The sequence below is a fragment of the Chryseobacterium artocarpi genome, from assembly GCF_001684975.1.
Classification (GTDB): domain Bacteria; phylum Bacteroidota; class Bacteroidia; order Flavobacteriales; family Weeksellaceae; genus Chryseobacterium; species Chryseobacterium artocarpi.
The window spans coordinates 26,075-41,934 of the sequence record NZ_MAYH01000003.1 but is presented as its reverse complement, the minus strand read 5'-3'; the positions used below and the strand labels follow the sequence as shown (position 1 = coordinate 41,934).

15 protein-coding genes are annotated in these 15,860 nt (G+C 31.5%); all 15 read left to right on the top strand.

Annotated elements, in window-relative coordinates; translation table 11 throughout:
- On the top strand, positions 1-737 hold a 737-nt coding region (locus BBI01_RS04400), incomplete at its 5' end, for a phage baseplate assembly protein V (protein ID WP_228393934.1).
- 16 nt (positions 738-753) lie between these two features.
- Positions 754-2,145, top strand: a complete 1,392-nt coding sequence (locus BBI01_RS04395; protein WP_065393489.1) for a zinc metalloprotease — start codon at positions 754-756, stop codon at positions 2,143-2,145.
- A 2-nt stretch (positions 2,146-2,147) separates the two neighbouring features.
- A complete protein-coding gene (locus tag BBI01_RS04390; RefSeq protein ID WP_123862084.1) occupies positions 2,148-2,789 on the top strand; it encodes a hypothetical protein in 642 nt (213 codons plus the stop codon).
- Positions 2,790-2,886: 97 nt separating this feature from the next.
- Entirely contained in the window at positions 2,887-3,444 is a 558-nt protein-coding gene (locus BBI01_RS04385; RefSeq protein WP_228393933.1) for a hypothetical protein, read from the top strand.
- 13 nt (positions 3,445-3,457) lie between these two features.
- Positions 3,458-6,103: a hypothetical protein gene (locus tag BBI01_RS04380; RefSeq protein ID WP_065393486.1), complete on the top strand. Its 2,646-nt coding sequence runs from the start codon at positions 3,458-3,460 to the stop codon at positions 6,101-6,103.
- A gap of 5 nt (positions 6,104-6,108) precedes the next feature.
- On the top strand, positions 6,109-6,657 hold the full coding sequence (locus tag BBI01_RS04375; RefSeq protein ID WP_123862083.1) for a hypothetical protein: 549 nt from the start codon (positions 6,109-6,111) through the stop codon (positions 6,655-6,657).
- Between the two features lie 109 nt (positions 6,658-6,766).
- Complete coding sequence (locus BBI01_RS04370) at positions 6,767-7,753, top strand: hypothetical protein (protein WP_123862082.1); 987 nt, start codon at positions 6,767-6,769, stop codon at positions 7,751-7,753.
- Between the two features lie 650 nt (positions 7,754-8,403).
- Positions 8,404-8,751, top strand: coding sequence for a hypothetical protein (locus BBI01_RS04360; protein WP_065393482.1), 348 nt, complete (start codon positions 8,404-8,406; stop codon positions 8,749-8,751).
- Between the two features lie 363 nt (positions 8,752-9,114).
- Positions 9,115-11,046, top strand: a complete 1,932-nt coding sequence (locus BBI01_RS04355) for a type VI secretion system Vgr family protein (protein WP_065393493.1) — start codon at positions 9,115-9,117, stop codon at positions 11,044-11,046.
- A gap of 3 nt (positions 11,047-11,049) precedes the next feature.
- Positions 11,050-12,600: a hypothetical protein gene (locus tag BBI01_RS04350; protein ID WP_065393481.1), complete on the top strand. Its 1,551-nt coding sequence runs from the start codon at positions 11,050-11,052 to the stop codon at positions 12,598-12,600.
- Positions 12,597-13,133, top strand: a complete 537-nt coding sequence (locus BBI01_RS04345) for a hypothetical protein (protein WP_065393480.1) — start codon at positions 12,597-12,599, stop codon at positions 13,131-13,133. Before BBI01_RS04350 ends, BBI01_RS04345 begins: the two co-directional genes overlap by 4 nt.
- A 131-nt stretch (positions 13,134-13,264) precedes the next feature.
- Positions 13,265-13,642 carry a hypothetical protein gene (locus BBI01_RS04340; protein WP_123862081.1) on the top strand — a complete coding sequence of 126 codons (378 nt, stop codon included), beginning with the start codon at positions 13,265-13,267 and terminating at the stop codon, positions 13,640-13,642.
- Position 13,643: 1 nt separating this feature from the next.
- Entirely contained in the window at positions 13,644-14,228 is a 585-nt protein-coding gene (locus BBI01_RS04335) for a hypothetical protein (RefSeq protein WP_065393478.1), read from the top strand.
- Positions 14,229-14,509: 281 nt separating this feature from the next.
- Complete coding sequence (locus BBI01_RS04330; protein WP_065393477.1) at positions 14,510-15,007, top strand: hypothetical protein; 498 nt, start codon at positions 14,510-14,512, stop codon at positions 15,005-15,007.
- Positions 15,008-15,031: 24 nt separating this feature from the next.
- Positions 15,032-15,589, top strand: a complete 558-nt coding sequence (locus tag BBI01_RS04325) for a hypothetical protein (protein WP_065393476.1) — start codon at positions 15,032-15,034, stop codon at positions 15,587-15,589.
- Positions 15,590-15,860: the final 271 nt, after the last annotated feature.

Here is a 15,860-nt window from a genome sequence, read left to right as displayed (position 1 = left end):
CCACGGTCATTGCCAATGCTGATCCAGAAGGACAGGGAAGAGTCCAGGTAAGATTTGATTGGCAGATGAATGATACCACTCATTTTGTACGAGTGATGAGCCCAGATGCTGGAGGAACCGATCAGATCACTCAAAATAGAGGCTATGTAGCAATTCCTGAAGTAGGAGATCAGGTAATGGTTAATTTTGTACACAGTCATCCTGACCGTCCTTTCGTAATGGGAGGGATGTTCCATGGAGGAATAGGTCTTGGAGGAGGAGTGGATAACCGTGTAAAATCTATCCAAACCCGAAGCGGACACCGAATCGTATTCACTGAAGATGAAAGCATTATTATCACAGATAAGAGTGGTAATGAGATTCATTTAGATACCACAGGAAGCAATATTAATATTACAGCACCGGAAACAATGACCCTGAATTGTAAGAATATGAACATCAATGTAGGTGAGAATATGACGACGACGGTGGGAATGAATAAATCTGATAATATCGGACTGAATAATACTGAAAGTGTAGGGGCTATGAAAATTACTTCCGTGATTGGAAATGCAAGTACATTTATCACCGGGAAACTGACTGAGATTATTGAAGGTGATGTAGAAACGGAAGTGAAAAAGGGTAAGACAGTAACAAATGCTGAACAAGGTATAGAAACTACATCTAGTACTTCAATAAATAATCATGCCCAAACGGAAGTACAGAATAATAGTGGAGAAAAAAGTAAAAATTACTAAATAATCACTTTATAACATGAGCAGATTAAGGATTGTAAAAGGAAAAATTACAGAAAAAATAGAAGGAGATTATAATCTCTATTCAGAAAGTAATATTGTATATAATGCTGCAGAAACTGTTTCTAATAAAGGTGTTGATAAAGGTGTAAGTTATGGAAAACCTAGTAATCCCCCTTCAAGTCAAATAAAAGTTAAGTGTTTAGTTGAATTTCGTCCGCATGGAAATTGGAAGGGTGAATTTGGTTTTGATTGGATAAGAATGGGGGATAGTGGCTTGGTAGGAGATAAACATTGGGTTAAGGATATTTTGGGAAAGCATTATACAAATTCAAATCTTAATGTAGTTACACCATATACAAATAGCTGGACTGATTTTTTTAAAAAATGGTCTTCAATGTATGATAATCTCTTAAACAGTTTTAAAAAATTACAAATTAATTGGAAGTCTACAAAAGGAAATCCTTTTTTTTATCGAGTTCCTGTTATAGCAATCGTTCCAAATGAAAATATTGCAAAACTTAGTTTAAAAATTGAAATTCAAGAAATTCCCAAAAAATTAGAAATCAAACCTCAAAAAGAAAATACTGGTTTGATATTTAATAAGACCATAATACCAATAAAAAAAGGCAAATATAACTTATATAATTTTTTGACAATTAAGGCTTCGAAGCCACTAAAAGAAGATATATATGTTGATGTTTTGGCGGATGATGAAGTTTGTGGGCAATTCAAAGTTTTAGCTAATGATAATAATCACATAAAAAAAATTAATGTAATTATTGTACCTGTCAAAACTAAATTAGGTGCGGTTCCTAAAATAGGAAAAATGGTCTCAGATGGTGATTCTTTTTTTAGACAAAACCTAATTCAGTCTTTGATAAAACCCAATATTAGATATTTAATAAAACCTTTAGATCTTTCTACAACTCCTACATTTAAAAATAGATATTCCAGGAATGGGGTTATTTTTAGTAGTGATGGAAGTTTGGATGGAAGTAACATTGAAATGTTAGATTATCTTGACAATGAATTAAATAGAACATATCCTGGCAGATACACGAATTTTTATAAATTATATTTTTTATTAGACGCATACCCTGATCCTGTGAATTCAAATTTAGTCACACAAGGGTTTTCAAATCTTAATACTATGCATGGTGTGTTTTTTAATTATCACGATCGTTCAACTATTTCACATGAAACTTTTCATGCAATGGGATTGGCTCATACTTTTGATGGAATAAAAGCGGCGGCGAAGTACACATACAAAGCACAGCAAACAGATAATATCATGGATTATTGTCATTGGTCTTCGGATTTAAATGGAAATCCAAGAACTCCTGTTGAAGGAAAGATTTTATTTGGTTGGCAATGGCAAATTCTTAACAGTACAATTAAAATAAAATAATTATGATAAATAAAATTTTTATTTTGTTAATTCTTATGTTTTTTCATTCTTGTTCAGGACAGAATGAAAAAGAAATTAATACAACAAAAAAAAATGAGAAAATGAAAAAAATTGATATTGATAAGTTTAAAAAAAATTGGAGCAAAGGCGGAGCTTTTTTTTCATTATCGGACGGAACCAAAATTGAACAATATGAAACTGATGATGGTTTTGATGAAATTATAAAAAAACCATTACCTAGTTTTCTTTCCGAATATAATACTTATTATAAAGATGGTAATTTAAAATCTTCCACGATTGTTTTTTCAGAAGTTTCCGTTGGAAAATCCTTTGAATATAACAAAGTGGGGAAAATTATCAGTGAGAAAAATGAAGATTTAAAATTTGGGAAAATAAAATATACAGACATTCTTAAGATTTTGAACGAAAAAAATCATTTGGATTTAAAAACGGGTAAAGGCTGGTATAAGGATAATGGAGATTTAGCTATAAGTATAAATTTTAATGAAACTAATTATTTATGGACAATTAGGTCTTCAGAAGGCATCATTACTTATTCTAAAAATAGTCCGGCTGGACAAGGGTTAAAGTCTAATTTTTATTATGAAATTGATGGGAATTCTGGAAAAATTTTAAAAGAGTAAAAAAACGTTACAAAAAACAAATAAGATCTATAAATCTCAAATTTTATATTTTTTTTAAACCGAAATTCCATTTATTCCTTAAGTGGGAGATCAGGTAATGGTCAATTTTGTACATAGTCATCCTGACCGTCCTTTCGTAATGGGAGGAATGTTCCATGGAGGAATCGGTCTTGGTGGAGGAGTGGATAACCGTGTAAAATCTATTCAAACCCGAAGCGGACACCGAATCGTATTCACCGAAGATGAAAGCATTATTATCACGGATAAGAGTGGTAATGAGATTCATTTGGATACCACAGGAAGCAATATTAATATTACAGCACCGGAAACTATGACCCTGAATTGTAAGAATATGAACATCAATGTAGGTGAAAATATGACGACTACAGTGGGAATGAATAAATCTGATAATATCGGATTGAATAATACAGAAAGTGTGGGGGCTATGAAAATTACTTCTGTGATAGGTGATGCCAGTACAATGATTACAGGGAAATTAACTGAGATCATAGAAGGAGATGTGCACAGTGAGACAAAAAAAGAGAGAAATGAAGTGAGTGAGGGGAAAATCATTACTCAAAGTACAGGAACAAATGAACAGCACTCTGGTAAAGTCGTAAAGAATAATAGTTCTGAGGTAAGTAATAATTTTTAAAATAATTACAGCTATGAGCAGAATTAGAATTGTAAAAGGTAATATTACTAAAATTGTTGGTGGAGACTATAAAAGATATTCCAGTGATGATATTGAAAATATTGGGAGCAAGGTCATTCAAAAAGGAAAAGACGGAGTTATTTATAATATAAATGAAGAACCACCAAAGCCACCTATGCTCAATTATCCAGATCCTGTTTTAAATGGGGATGTTATATTTTGTAATGGTTATTTAAGTAGTCCAAAGAAAAACCCGGGGTCTTATCTTAATGTTATTATGAACAAGGTTCCTGATGATGTTAAGCAAAACCCATTACGAGGGGCAAACATGAGTGAAAAAAAAATCACAGATGTAGCTGATATTATGACAAATGATGAACTAGAGTTCATTGATCGGCAGGGAGGAGGTACTTTATATAGTGATAAGAATTACAAGGATACAGAATATTTTCGTTGGATGTTTTCTGCTAAAGAACAATTTGAAGGGTATTGGGAAGGATACGATAATGTCTCTAAGAAACGTTACTCGCAAATATTTAAAGAATATTTTCATGCGCAAGGTAATGCACATTTCATTAATGGTTCTCATGGGTTACAATCTTCGGGAGCGCACAGGGTTGAGCATGGTATAGCACAGGGATATTCATGGGCAAGGCAAAAATGGAATATCAAAGAAAAAAAAGAAATTGAAAAATTAAAAGAAAAGAATCCTGGAGCACTTAGCTACTCGCCACAGTATAAACCTGTAACCGTGGTTGGACATAGCCAAGGAGCAGCAATAGCAGCTGGTGTGGCTTTAGGTATTATTTATTATGCTTATGAAATGGGATGGGAAGAAATTCCTATTAATATTTTGTTTTTAGGTACTCATCAACCCCAGGGATTATATGGGAAAGATTACGAGTCTTTTAAGTCATATTATTTTGAAGACTTCATTAATGAATGGGTTCTGGAGTGGCTTGCTGATATTTTTACGAACGAAAAATTATATCAAAATAAAGGTATCTATGAGAAAATGAATGAACTGCTAGGGGACAACTCCTGGGGAGGATTAATAAACAGAGCTGTTCAATTTACTTTTCCTAATGATAGAGCTTTATTTGTTACCAGAATGGGAGATATTCCTTATGTAAAGAATGCTTGTAATGAAAAGGATAATCTGTATATCGAAAGTTGGGGCTATCATGGAGGAGGGCTTTCTGATGGCTTTTTCCTTGATGATGGTTATCAATTTCCTAAAAGATTATTGGATAAAGTTTTTAATGATGATGGAAGCCCTAATGAGAAAGCTCCTACTTTTAGACAACGTGTCAAAGAATATTGGAAAGTTTACCAAGAATATGCACAATATCGTAGTATTGTAAAAGCTAATCCTTCTAAAAAATATGCTCCAGCAGAGTATGCTATCCCTAAAATTGACAGTATCTTACCTTCATGGTTCAAAAATATTATGATGAATGCTATTGCTAAAGCTGAAGGGACAAAGCAGAAAGCTTATATGCAAAGTGAATTGTATCGTAAAAAACTTAATGCTTTACTGGCTTTTGCTAAAGTACACGAGATGGAACTTCAGGCACATTTTGCTCCGGTAGGTTTAATGTTTAATAAAGGGGTTTTATCAGATTGGGAAGAATATCAGGATCAAACCATATGGGATAGAATACAGGATACAGGAAAAGACATCTTTTATAAAGTAAACTATTCTGCAGGCTCCACAAATGAACAAAAGAAAAAAGAGGAAAAAGCTTTTGTAGAAGGTGAAGGAAAGAGCCGGATGGTAAAAACAAGTATTGCCAATACTCCCGGTATCAAAGAATGGGTGGATAAAGCAAAAGAAGAACTCAAAGTAGAAAAACATTGGTATTCTAATATTTTAGAATGGTGGAAAGGAGATAAAGAATATGACGGATCTGGCTGGGGACATGGGGCAAGACAGAGCTTTGCAAAGGCAATTGGATTAGACGATGGTGAGGTGAATAGCCTTTTTGAAGCAGGAATTTATTCTATGTTACAGACCGGAGAAGTTGACATTAGCAATAGTCCTCGATTAATAAGAAAAATAAATAATGATATAGCTTTTATTGAATATGAAAAGGATATTATGAAATTAATAATAAATGATCAAAAATATAAAAAAGAATCTTTTAAGACAAAAGAAATTGTAAAAGGAATACAGTTAGGAGGTAAAAGGACAGAAGGTGAAATGTTAAATCAATTTAAATACTTTTTTTCTACTAAATATCTCGATACTTGGAAAGTAGCTGCAAACGAATTGACATGGTTATTGAGGAGTATAGGTGTGACTTCAATTGCTAATGTAGATATAAATGGAAATATTACAATATCTCATAAATTTGAAGATACTTTTGATTTGCGTCCATCTGGTGATGGCTCAAGAAGTATTGAATATGACACAGTGAGCATTATTGCAGGTTTCTTATATCATGATATTGCAGGAGGAAATGATCTAATGAAAGTGAAAGGGAAATGGAGTAATACTTACACAATTAAACAGTTACAAGATAGATTGAACGAAAAGCCTAAAGGATTTATGGAGGATTTAGGTGATAACCTCAAATATGATGTACAAGAATTGAAAAATAATGTACATGATAATTTAAAGGGAGTTAAAAATAAGATTAAAGATATTATAAAATAATCATGATGAAAACAATACTTTATGTGTTATGCTTAATGGCTCTTATAAACTGTGATAAAACTAAAGAAATGAAAGGCAAATTATTTCCTGCACGACCGTATGAAGATGCTCAAATTGATAAATTTTATTGGTCTGACAATGGATGGGATTATACAATGATTCCACTGTTAAAGCCATATCAATTAACTAAACTTCAAGGAAAAGAAGAATGGATGTTAAATACATCTGCATCAAAAAACGAAATAAGTGATGCAACTCCTATAGAATCAATTTCTGTAAATACCATATACATATATGGTATTCAAGGCGAAAGATTAAATTTTGAAAATACCGAAATGAATCCCAAGGTTTATTTTTTAATAAATACAAAAGATTTAAATGTAATATTTTTCGATAAAGAATCAGCTTTTAAAGCTGAATTAAAAAAACTTAATCTTCCTGAAACATTTTTAAATCCAGATGAAGTATTTGAACAGTACAAAAATGATCCTGTCTTACCTTGGTTCCCAGATGATATAAAAAAACGATTGGAAGAAGTGAAAGTAGGAAAATAGGAGTGTTAAATGAAAAAAAATGCTTTAATCGTAGGTGCAATATTTTGTTTTTTCAGTTGTCAAAAATCCGATCAAAAATAGAACCAAAAATTGGGAAGAATTGAAAAATATGGCTTTAGAAGGTATCAATATATATTGGAGCAGAACTGATAAAAAAACATTTAATAAAGGAACAGATATTCATGGAGAAAAATGGGGAATATTTGTTAATGCTGTTCAAGATGAGAATGGAATGGCTGCTCCAAAAATTATTTATTTTACAAATGCTAAGAATACAACTTTTAATCGTTCTCATAATTGGGAGTTACATAGAGAGTTATACTATAAAACTGGATACACATATTATTCTGATTGGAAATCTTATAATAAAAATACCATTGTTTACGTAACTAAAGGATGGTTTTATAGTGATCCTAAAGAGAGTGATTTAGATTTTAAAGAAACTTCAGCCCATGAAATAGGGCATCAGCTCTTATTAACTTATGGGGGACGTAGTTATAGTTACACGCATAAAAGTACATCTGGACCTACTTGGATTCAGCAGGATCCTCTGCCAGGTACAAAGTATCCTGAAAATACTGAAGAAATTGATTTAATGAAATATGCTGACGAAGAAATACCGGTAGATTATCATGATAGAGTCGTATTATCTAAGGAGGATTCATTGAGTATAATTTGGCTTAGTAAAATAGAAATTTTGAGTTTATTTTTTATTTTTTCATGTATACTTTCTTGTTCTCATAAAAATGCTGAGAATAATAGAGAAATTGTCAATTATTATAATGGAATCGTACTAGATAAGAATAGTATAACTGCATTGCCGAATGTGTCAGTTAAATGTTCCCTAAATAATAATGTTATTAAAACTGTTTTAACAGATAAAAGAGGACATTTTAAAATTTCAGATTCATCTTTGAATACACTTAATATACAAGAGCAAAGAAAATTAATTTTCTACAAAGAGGGATATGTTTCTGATACAATCTACACTACTCAGCGTATTCCACAATATAGACAGACAAAAAATCTAAACAGCAATCATTTTATATACAAAATTCCAGATACTCTTTATTTGCAGAAAATCAAATTTGAATAAGTACTAAATATTGTTTACAACGTGCTATTTAATTAACTAATATTAAAGTTAAGGTGTTTATAAATAGTATTCTTCATGTAATTGTTATATTATGATAATTTTAATTTCTAACAAGTAAATGATAGTAAGCTTTAAAAACATATTTATTATTCATTACGGGTATTATATTTCTTAATATAACAAATTCTTCTTGCTCAAAAAATATAGTTTATCGAAAACCTGTTGTTGGAATAGTAAGAAATACAAACAATAAACCTTTGTCAAATGTCCATATTTATTATGATTCTTTAGATGTTCTAAGTCCAAGAAATATTACCAGTGGAAGCAATGGTCAATTTATTTTTCCTAAAATTGAAGTAGAAGATTCACAGGTGTCAAAAAGAAAAATTCAGAAATTAAATCAGTTTATTTTTTTCAGAAAGGATGGGTATAAAATTAAGAAATATGATATATCAAAATTTAACGATTCTGATACAATTAGATTAGGTATTATCCAGCTAGAATCATTTTAACCTTATGAAAAAATATTAAGAATTGAATATTGTAGATCACTATAATAAAAGAATGATATACGTTTTGAATCTAAATCTGAAATAATTACGGGTCCTTTTTTCTGTTGTAAAGTATGATGAGTTTGTAAATTAAAGAATATGAAATTACTAAAGTTGTTCATTATGGTTTTATTTCTAATAGGTTGTAAGCAACATTACTATGAAGGATACGTACATGATGCTATTGATAAAAAACCAATATCCGGAATGCAGGTTTTGGATTTAGTAAATGATACTAAGACGGTAACAGATCATAGAGGATATTTTAAGTTACTTAAAAATAATCATATTTCTTCCACTTTAATTTTCCAAAAGAAACCCGATTATCAGGATACTATATCTTCGATCCAAATTCAAAATGGTGAACAACAAAAAGAATTATTCAAAGGAGAAAAAATATTTATACTGAAAAACAAAGTGAGAGATTCTATTCTTAGAAAAAATTAAAAGATCAATCTGAATCTCCATTATCAGGTATTGAGACTCTATATTCTTATCAATCTTATGAAATAATTGCTAATATTAATAAATATAGATTTTCAACTAGTTTAACAAAAGGTAAATGGGATTATAAAATAAATGCAAACACAGGGAAAGTTCTGAGTGTTGATTATCGGGCAGATAACAGACTATAATCTTTAATTACCTTAAAAACCAATATTAATATTAAAATTTTATATCAAAAAGACTGTTTTTGTTGAAAGCAGTCTTTTTTTATTTGAATTTAATGATTTTTAAGTTTTATCGTCTTGATATTGTGTGTTTTATGAAATGTTTTTATTTTTAGACTTAATCAAAAACACAAAGCAAATGAAAACCGAATCCAAATTAAAGGGAGCTTCTTTCCGCCCATCTCAGAATGCAGACGGTATATCTGAGAATCATCATACGGGTATCAACCGTTTGGTAAAACTCTCGTTAGTTGTTGAAGGTAAAATTATCAAACACTATAAACATTTTACCCTTAAACAAAAGGCAAGTCATCATCATGAGTTCAGTCTTATTCTCGCCCATGATGCGCTTAATGACAGACAGAGTCACACCCTTGAAGAAGCCAATAAATTTTTAGGAAAACGACTTACTGTAGTTATTTCCTATAAAGATATAGATAACAGCCCTGAGAGAAATTTTGTAGGATTGATAACCAAAGTAGGATTCAGTCAGGAGAAAATGAGCCTTGGAAATATTGTTCTTTCCGGCTACAGTCCAACTATTCTATTAGACGGAGCGCCTCATATTCAAAGTTTTGGAGGCGGACAGCCTGTTAATATGGGAATTATTGCCGAAGAAGTAATTAAACAGGGAATTGATAAAAGCCGCTTTGATATAAGAGTAGATACGAATGACTACTCACAGATCATCTACAGCAGCCAGTATAATGAAACCCATTATAACTACCTTGCAAGAATGGCAGAAGCTTATGGTGAGCAATTCTACTATGATGGTGAAGTGTTACATTTCGGGAAACTTCCCCCTCAAAACAAACCTATCAAACTTATTTACGGTAGCAATGCCAGTGATGTAAAGGTAGAGCTTAAAGCTGTTCATACCAAACCTCAGTATTATGGTTATAACAGCAGCAGAAATGAAAAGCTGACATCTGGAGAGACTCCAATAAAACATTTAGGAGATCTGGCTAAAACCGCTTACAGCCATAACGATAAAATATACAAAACTCCGGCACTTCAGGTCGCACCTATCAAAGTCTCGACTCATTTAGATGTAGAACATTCTCAGAGAAGTACCTCGGGAAGTGAAGCCGTAGGAGTCTTTTCTGTTTCTGGCTCTACAACAGTCCCTTTTTTACATCCTGGCTGTGTAGTAGATATTCATATGAGAAAACCGGATAGTAATGAAACGTCTTACTTTACCAAAGTGATGGTAACCGAAGCCGTCCATGAAATCGATACAATTGGACATTATACGGGTAGTTTTGAGTCTATAGCTGCTGATACAGGTTATTTACCTAAGCCAGAGTTTACAGAACCTATCGCTCAGCCTCAGATAGCCACGGTAATTGCCAATGCCGATCCTGAAGGACAAGGAAGAGTCCAGGTAAGATTCGATTGGCAGATGAATGATACCACTCATTTTGTACGAGTGATGAGCCCAGATGCTGGAGGAACCGATCAGATCACTCAAAACCGGGGCTATGTAGCAATTCCTGAAGTAGGAGATCAGGTAATGGTTAATTTTGTACACAGTCATCCTGACCGTCCTTTCGTAATGGGAGGGATGTTCCATGGTGGAATCGGTCTTGGAGGAGGAGTGGATAACCGTGTAAAATCTATTCAAACCCGAAGTGGACACCGAATCGTATTCACTGAAGATGAAAGCATTATTATCACGGATAAGAGTGGTAATGAGATTCATTTAGATACCACAGGAAGCAATATTAATATTACAGCACCGGAAACAATGACCCTGAATTGTAAGAATATGAACATCAATGTAGGTGAGAATATGACGACGACAGTGGGAATGAATAAATCTGATAATATCGGATTGAATAATACAGAAAGTGTGGGGGCTATGAAACTTACTTCGGTGATCGGAAATGCAAGTACATTTATCACCGGAAAGCTAACCGAGATCATAGAAGGAGATGTACATAGTGAAACCAAAAAAGAACGGAATGAGGTGAGTGAAAATGATATGAATATTCAATCTGGAAAATTTGTTCATAAACACGCACAGGCTGAAGTACAAAACAACAGCGGTGAAAAATCCAAAGCCCACTAAGCCATGAGCAGAACGAGAATTGTAAAAGGAACTTACACCAAGATTTCTCAGGAAGGGCATAGCATGTATTCCAATGCCAATATTATCACCAATGCAGGAGCTGCTATAACAGAAACAGGGGTGAATAACGGGGTTACCTATGGTGATCCGAAAAAACCTGCTGCTATAGAAGGTGATTATATTATTGATGGAGAGTGGCTGGATAAAGATGGAAACCCCATCGATACAAGTAAAACTCCCCACGTAAGAATTGGAAATACCGTTTTTTTCAGGGTGAAAACAAAAAATATTCCTGAAAATACACCTTTAAGCTTTGAACTTTGGGAAAGTGATGGGATAAGTCTGAAAATTGGTCTAGGAACTATTTTCGATAACCGTATGTTTGATGATTTTGTTCCTCTTGAAGGAAAAGAATCGGGATCTAAGGCGGTAACAGCCAATATAGATAAAGACGGATATGCCATATTCAGTATTGATCTTACCGAATATTTTGAACAGTATATTGAAGAAGATACCGGTGCCTATATTGAGCTTTATTTTATTGCGAGATATATTGGACATGATATGGCTTACCTGCCAAGAGATAACAGTAAATATCTCCAGGTAGGATATTCAGACAGAACTTTATTTATACAGTCAGCAGTAGGAGACGAGAAGTATGGTCTTCCCGAGTTCCGGTCTGCAGATGGAGATATCATTATTTTCAGTGGTGGCGTTGAAAGTCTTGATAAGCTGGCAAGTGCAGATAATATTAAAAAAGAAGAAGACTCTACAGCATTTGACAGGGTAAAAGATAAGATCAAGGACGAAATAGAAGGAAAGATCAAAGACAAAGCTGAAGAAATGACCGGTAAAGGGCTTGACAAGCTCCAGAAAACCATTGCTGTTCATCAATTGAAGAAAGGGAAACTGGGCATGAACAATGGACAGGTGAGATCAAACAGGAGACTGTATACCACAATCCAGTTTGATAACCTGGGTGAAGAATATACGGTAATAAGAGCTTCCAACTTCGGGTATGTGAGTAATGGTGAACGAGTGACTTCAAAAGGGATCAGCCAGTTAGACTTTTTTAAAGAAACGAATGTTTACAGTAAAGTAGCCAAAGTTGGAAAAAATGCCTTAGATTGTCTTGCCTTTCTGGATCTTGCCAAATACATTTCCGGTAACGGAGAACTGCCATCAATTCCTAGCCCGGTTCCGGGACTAGACTTTGTAATTGATATTATGGTTACAGAGACGAAGGAAAGAATGAAAGAAATGTGGGATGAAGCTGTGGAAGCTGTGTTAGAGAAAGCGAAAGACTTAGGTGTTAGAGGTATTCAAGAATTTGTAACTTTAAATGCTAACTCAGATAAAACATATCATATTGAAAATATAAGTCTAAAAACCTTACAGGAGTTATTGTCAGGAGACATAAGAAGTTTACAAAGATTGAGAAACTATGAATTTGAATATAGAAAGAATTCTTCTCTTAAAACCTCACCAAAATACATTGTTTTATATAAATTCGAAGAAGAATTAGTTATAATTGAAACTATATTTATAATATGAAAACCTGTTTATTTGCAATAATTTTATTAAGCTTTTTATTTTCTTGTAAAACTCAAGTGAATAATTTTACTCAGCTTAAGTCATCAAATAGTATAAATTTAATAGAGAAGGATGATAGCATTGCTGTTGATATACCTTTAAAATTCGAATTCAAAAATAATACAGGTAAAGTCATTAACAGACTACATATTATTTTAAGCGATGGTAATAGTGCCTTAATAGATATGGGAGATTATATTATTTATAAGAAAGGTACATTATTGAACTTTCAAGATGAAATTCAACCTAATCAGGCTATTGTTTTCCTTATTCGTCAAAATCATACTAAAATTTCCAAATTAGCTTCTCAAGAAGCTTTCAGAAACGAAAAAATAAATTTTGGAGATAAAGATTCCATTGTACTTAAATCTAAAGAACATTATTTGCCTTTGGTGAAAACTTTTAATCAACATACAGATAGTATTAAAGTGGTCGGATTTTCAAATGGGAAAAAGACTTCTTATGATGTATTGAAAATAGATTATGCTAAATAAGCCATAGTTTACTTATAGGAAGAACGCCTTAGATTGTCTTGCCTCTGGATCTTGCCAAATACATTTCCGGTAACGGAGAACTGCCATCAATTCCTAGCCCGGTTCCGGGACTAAACTTTGTAATTGATATTATGGTTACAGAGACGAAGGAAAGAATGAAAGAAATGTGGGATGAAGCTGTGGAAGCTGTGTTAGAGAAAGCGAAGGACTTAGGTGTTAAGGGAGTGAAAGAGTTTGTGTTATTGAATGCAAATAGTGATAAACAATATGAGACTATTGAGGCTAGCCAAGATACACTTGAAAAACTATTATCTGGCAAAATAAGAAAAAGAGATAAATTGGAGAATTTAGAGATAGCCACGCAAAAGCAAGATGGAGAAGTATATAGAAAAGCTGGTAATCAACCTTATAAATCTTCTTTGAATTATATTATACTACTAAGACAAGAATATGATGAAAAGATTGCAGATGATATTTTCATTATAGAAACAATATTTATAAAAAATTAATATGAACATTAAGAGAATAGTTATTTTATTTATAATTTTTATAACAATTTACTCCTGTAAAAATCAAGAATCGGGATTAATTTTTAAACAAAATATCAGTAATGAATTTGTTTATATAACCCCTGATATGTATTCGGAAAGTAGAGATAGCTTAAAAATCGATATACCGTTAGAATTTTATATTAAGAATAATAGCAATACAAACTATGATTTTGTAGGGACAAAATTTTTTATTAATAAAGAATATATTTCATTAGGAGATTATGAAAATATTGATAAAAATACAAAAGAAGCAAAGAGAGAAGATTGGGAGATATCAAAAGGAGAGGATAATATGATAACATCTCGCATTGAAAAACTTTATATTGATATGGACGATGCAAAAAAAATCTTTAAAAAATATGCAGTCAATAAAGATATAGAAAATTTTAGGGACTCAGCAAAAATTGTATCATATAAAGAATTCCGAAAAGATTTTCCTGAGATCATAAAAAAAATGGAGAAAGTTCCGGATACAGTACAAGTTACTACAAGAGATAATGGAAAAAAAAATTACGAATCCAAAAAATTCAAAATAAGCTGGTAATATTGATGCCGGATTTTGTAAATAATTGTTCCTGAGACAAAGGAAAAGATGAAAAAAATGGGTAAAGCTTATAAATATTTTATTAATGAATGAGAAACTTATTTTTATCAATCTTTTTATTGATTTTATTTTCTTGTAAAGTAAAAAAACTTTTATTGAAGAATTAAAAATAAATTGGTGAAATCTCTTGAATAGCATATTAATAAATGAGACATTTCTTTTACTTAAGTAGCGTAATATTTCTAATTTGTTGTAAAACAAATGGTAATAGTTCAGATATCATGTTAAAGGAAACAGATAATAAAACTGAACATGTTAAAATCTATTCCGATATTTTTAAGAAAAATGAGGATAGCCTTATTATAGACATTCCTATTGAATATGAAATACTAAATAATTCTGATAAAGATATTACTGGGTGTTCTATTTTGATGTCTGAAAATGGTAAAATGCTTATAAATCTTACTGACTATTATGTATATGATTTAAATAACAAAGGATCTCATATCATACATAAATTGGATATCCCACAGAAAGCTAAGAAAAATTTAATTGTTCATCGCAGTACAATGAAGATTTCTAAAAAGGATGTTAGGAAATTATTTACAGGCTATAAAGAAAATTCTATTGATACAATTAAACTCAGTCAGAGTTCAGTTTTTCGTAAGGAAAATCGTGAACTGATGAATTTGTTTAATAAAAATAATGATAGTATTGTTGTTAACTTGTTTAATAATAACCAACTACTTACAAGCTTTCGAAAGAAAATCACTTGGTAAAGTTTATTTAATAGTTTTCAATAAATGAAGAGCCTCTTTTATATTATTTGCTTAGTACTGTTTTCTTGTAAATCAAGAGAAAAGGAAGTTATATCACAGGAGAAAAATGATATAAATTCAAAAGTTATTGTTATTAAGGATCATAAAAGTTTAGATAATGAAAAGGTTTTAATCAGTTTTCCGTTAAAGTTTAAATTATATAAAGATTCTGAGACTTTAGATAAACTTTTTTTAATTACAAATGACAATAAATTATTGTACCAAATAACAGATTATATGTTTTTTGATGAAAATAATAGACCTATTTATGATATTGAAAAGAAAAGTACTTCAAATCAAGATTTGATAGTTAATGTTGTTATTAAAGATATTCCAGTCTTAAAGAGTGATTTTGACAGAAACAGTACAAGCTTAATTGATGATTTAGATAAAACAGGCACTGTTAAATACAATTATGTAGAATTTAAACAAAAGAATCCACTTGTTTTTAAACAACTTAATAAAATTGGGGATACTATTATTGTAAGAAGTTTTTCAAAAAACAAGCTACTGAATGAAAAAAGAATAAGGGTAAATTGGTGAAGTTGATACTGGATTTTGTAATTGATGATTCCTGAGACGAAAGAAAAGATGAAAAATTGGTATTAGAAAATAATTTTATTAAGAATCAAGGTCAGGATTATGAAAATTTCATTTATTGTATTAAGTCTGGTGATTTTATTTTTGTGATACGAAGACTAAACGTTGAATATAGACCAGATTCCCACAGGTAAAAATATCCTTAAGTCTATCTCCTAATTATAAACCATCAGATACAGTCACTTTAAATATTCCAATTAAAATTGTAATAAAA

Coding starts and splice junctions, on each gene's coding strand:
- BBI01_RS04395 (WP_065393489.1), top strand. CDS start 754: ATGAGCAGATTAAGGATTGTAAAAGGAAAAATTACAGAAAAAATAGAA.
- BBI01_RS04390 (WP_123862084.1), top strand. CDS start 2,148: ATGATAAATAAAATTTTTATTTTGTTAATTCTTATGTTTTTTCATTCT.
- BBI01_RS04385 (WP_228393933.1), top strand. CDS start 2,887: ATGGTCAATTTTGTACATAGTCATCCTGACCGTCCTTTCGTAATGGGA.
- BBI01_RS04380 (WP_065393486.1), top strand. CDS start 3,458: ATGAGCAGAATTAGAATTGTAAAAGGTAATATTACTAAAATTGTTGGT.
- BBI01_RS04375 (WP_123862083.1), top strand. CDS start 6,109: ATGAAAACAATACTTTATGTGTTATGCTTAATGGCTCTTATAAACTGT.
- BBI01_RS04370 (WP_123862082.1), top strand. CDS start 6,767: ATGGCTTTAGAAGGTATCAATATATATTGGAGCAGAACTGATAAAAAA.
- BBI01_RS04360 (WP_065393482.1), top strand. CDS start 8,404: ATGAAATTACTAAAGTTGTTCATTATGGTTTTATTTCTAATAGGTTGT.
- BBI01_RS04355 (WP_065393493.1), top strand. CDS start 9,115: ATGAAAACCGAATCCAAATTAAAGGGAGCTTCTTTCCGCCCATCTCAG.
- BBI01_RS04350 (WP_065393481.1), top strand. CDS start 11,050: ATGAGCAGAACGAGAATTGTAAAAGGAACTTACACCAAGATTTCTCAG.
- BBI01_RS04345 (WP_065393480.1), top strand. CDS start 12,597: ATGAAAACCTGTTTATTTGCAATAATTTTATTAAGCTTTTTATTTTCT.
- BBI01_RS04340 (WP_123862081.1), top strand. CDS start 13,265: ATGGTTACAGAGACGAAGGAAAGAATGAAAGAAATGTGGGATGAAGCT.
- BBI01_RS04335 (WP_065393478.1), top strand. CDS start 13,644: ATGAACATTAAGAGAATAGTTATTTTATTTATAATTTTTATAACAATT.
- BBI01_RS04330 (WP_065393477.1), top strand. CDS start 14,510: ATGTTAAAGGAAACAGATAATAAAACTGAACATGTTAAAATCTATTCC.
- BBI01_RS04325 (WP_065393476.1), top strand. CDS start 15,032: ATGAAGAGCCTCTTTTATATTATTTGCTTAGTACTGTTTTCTTGTAAA.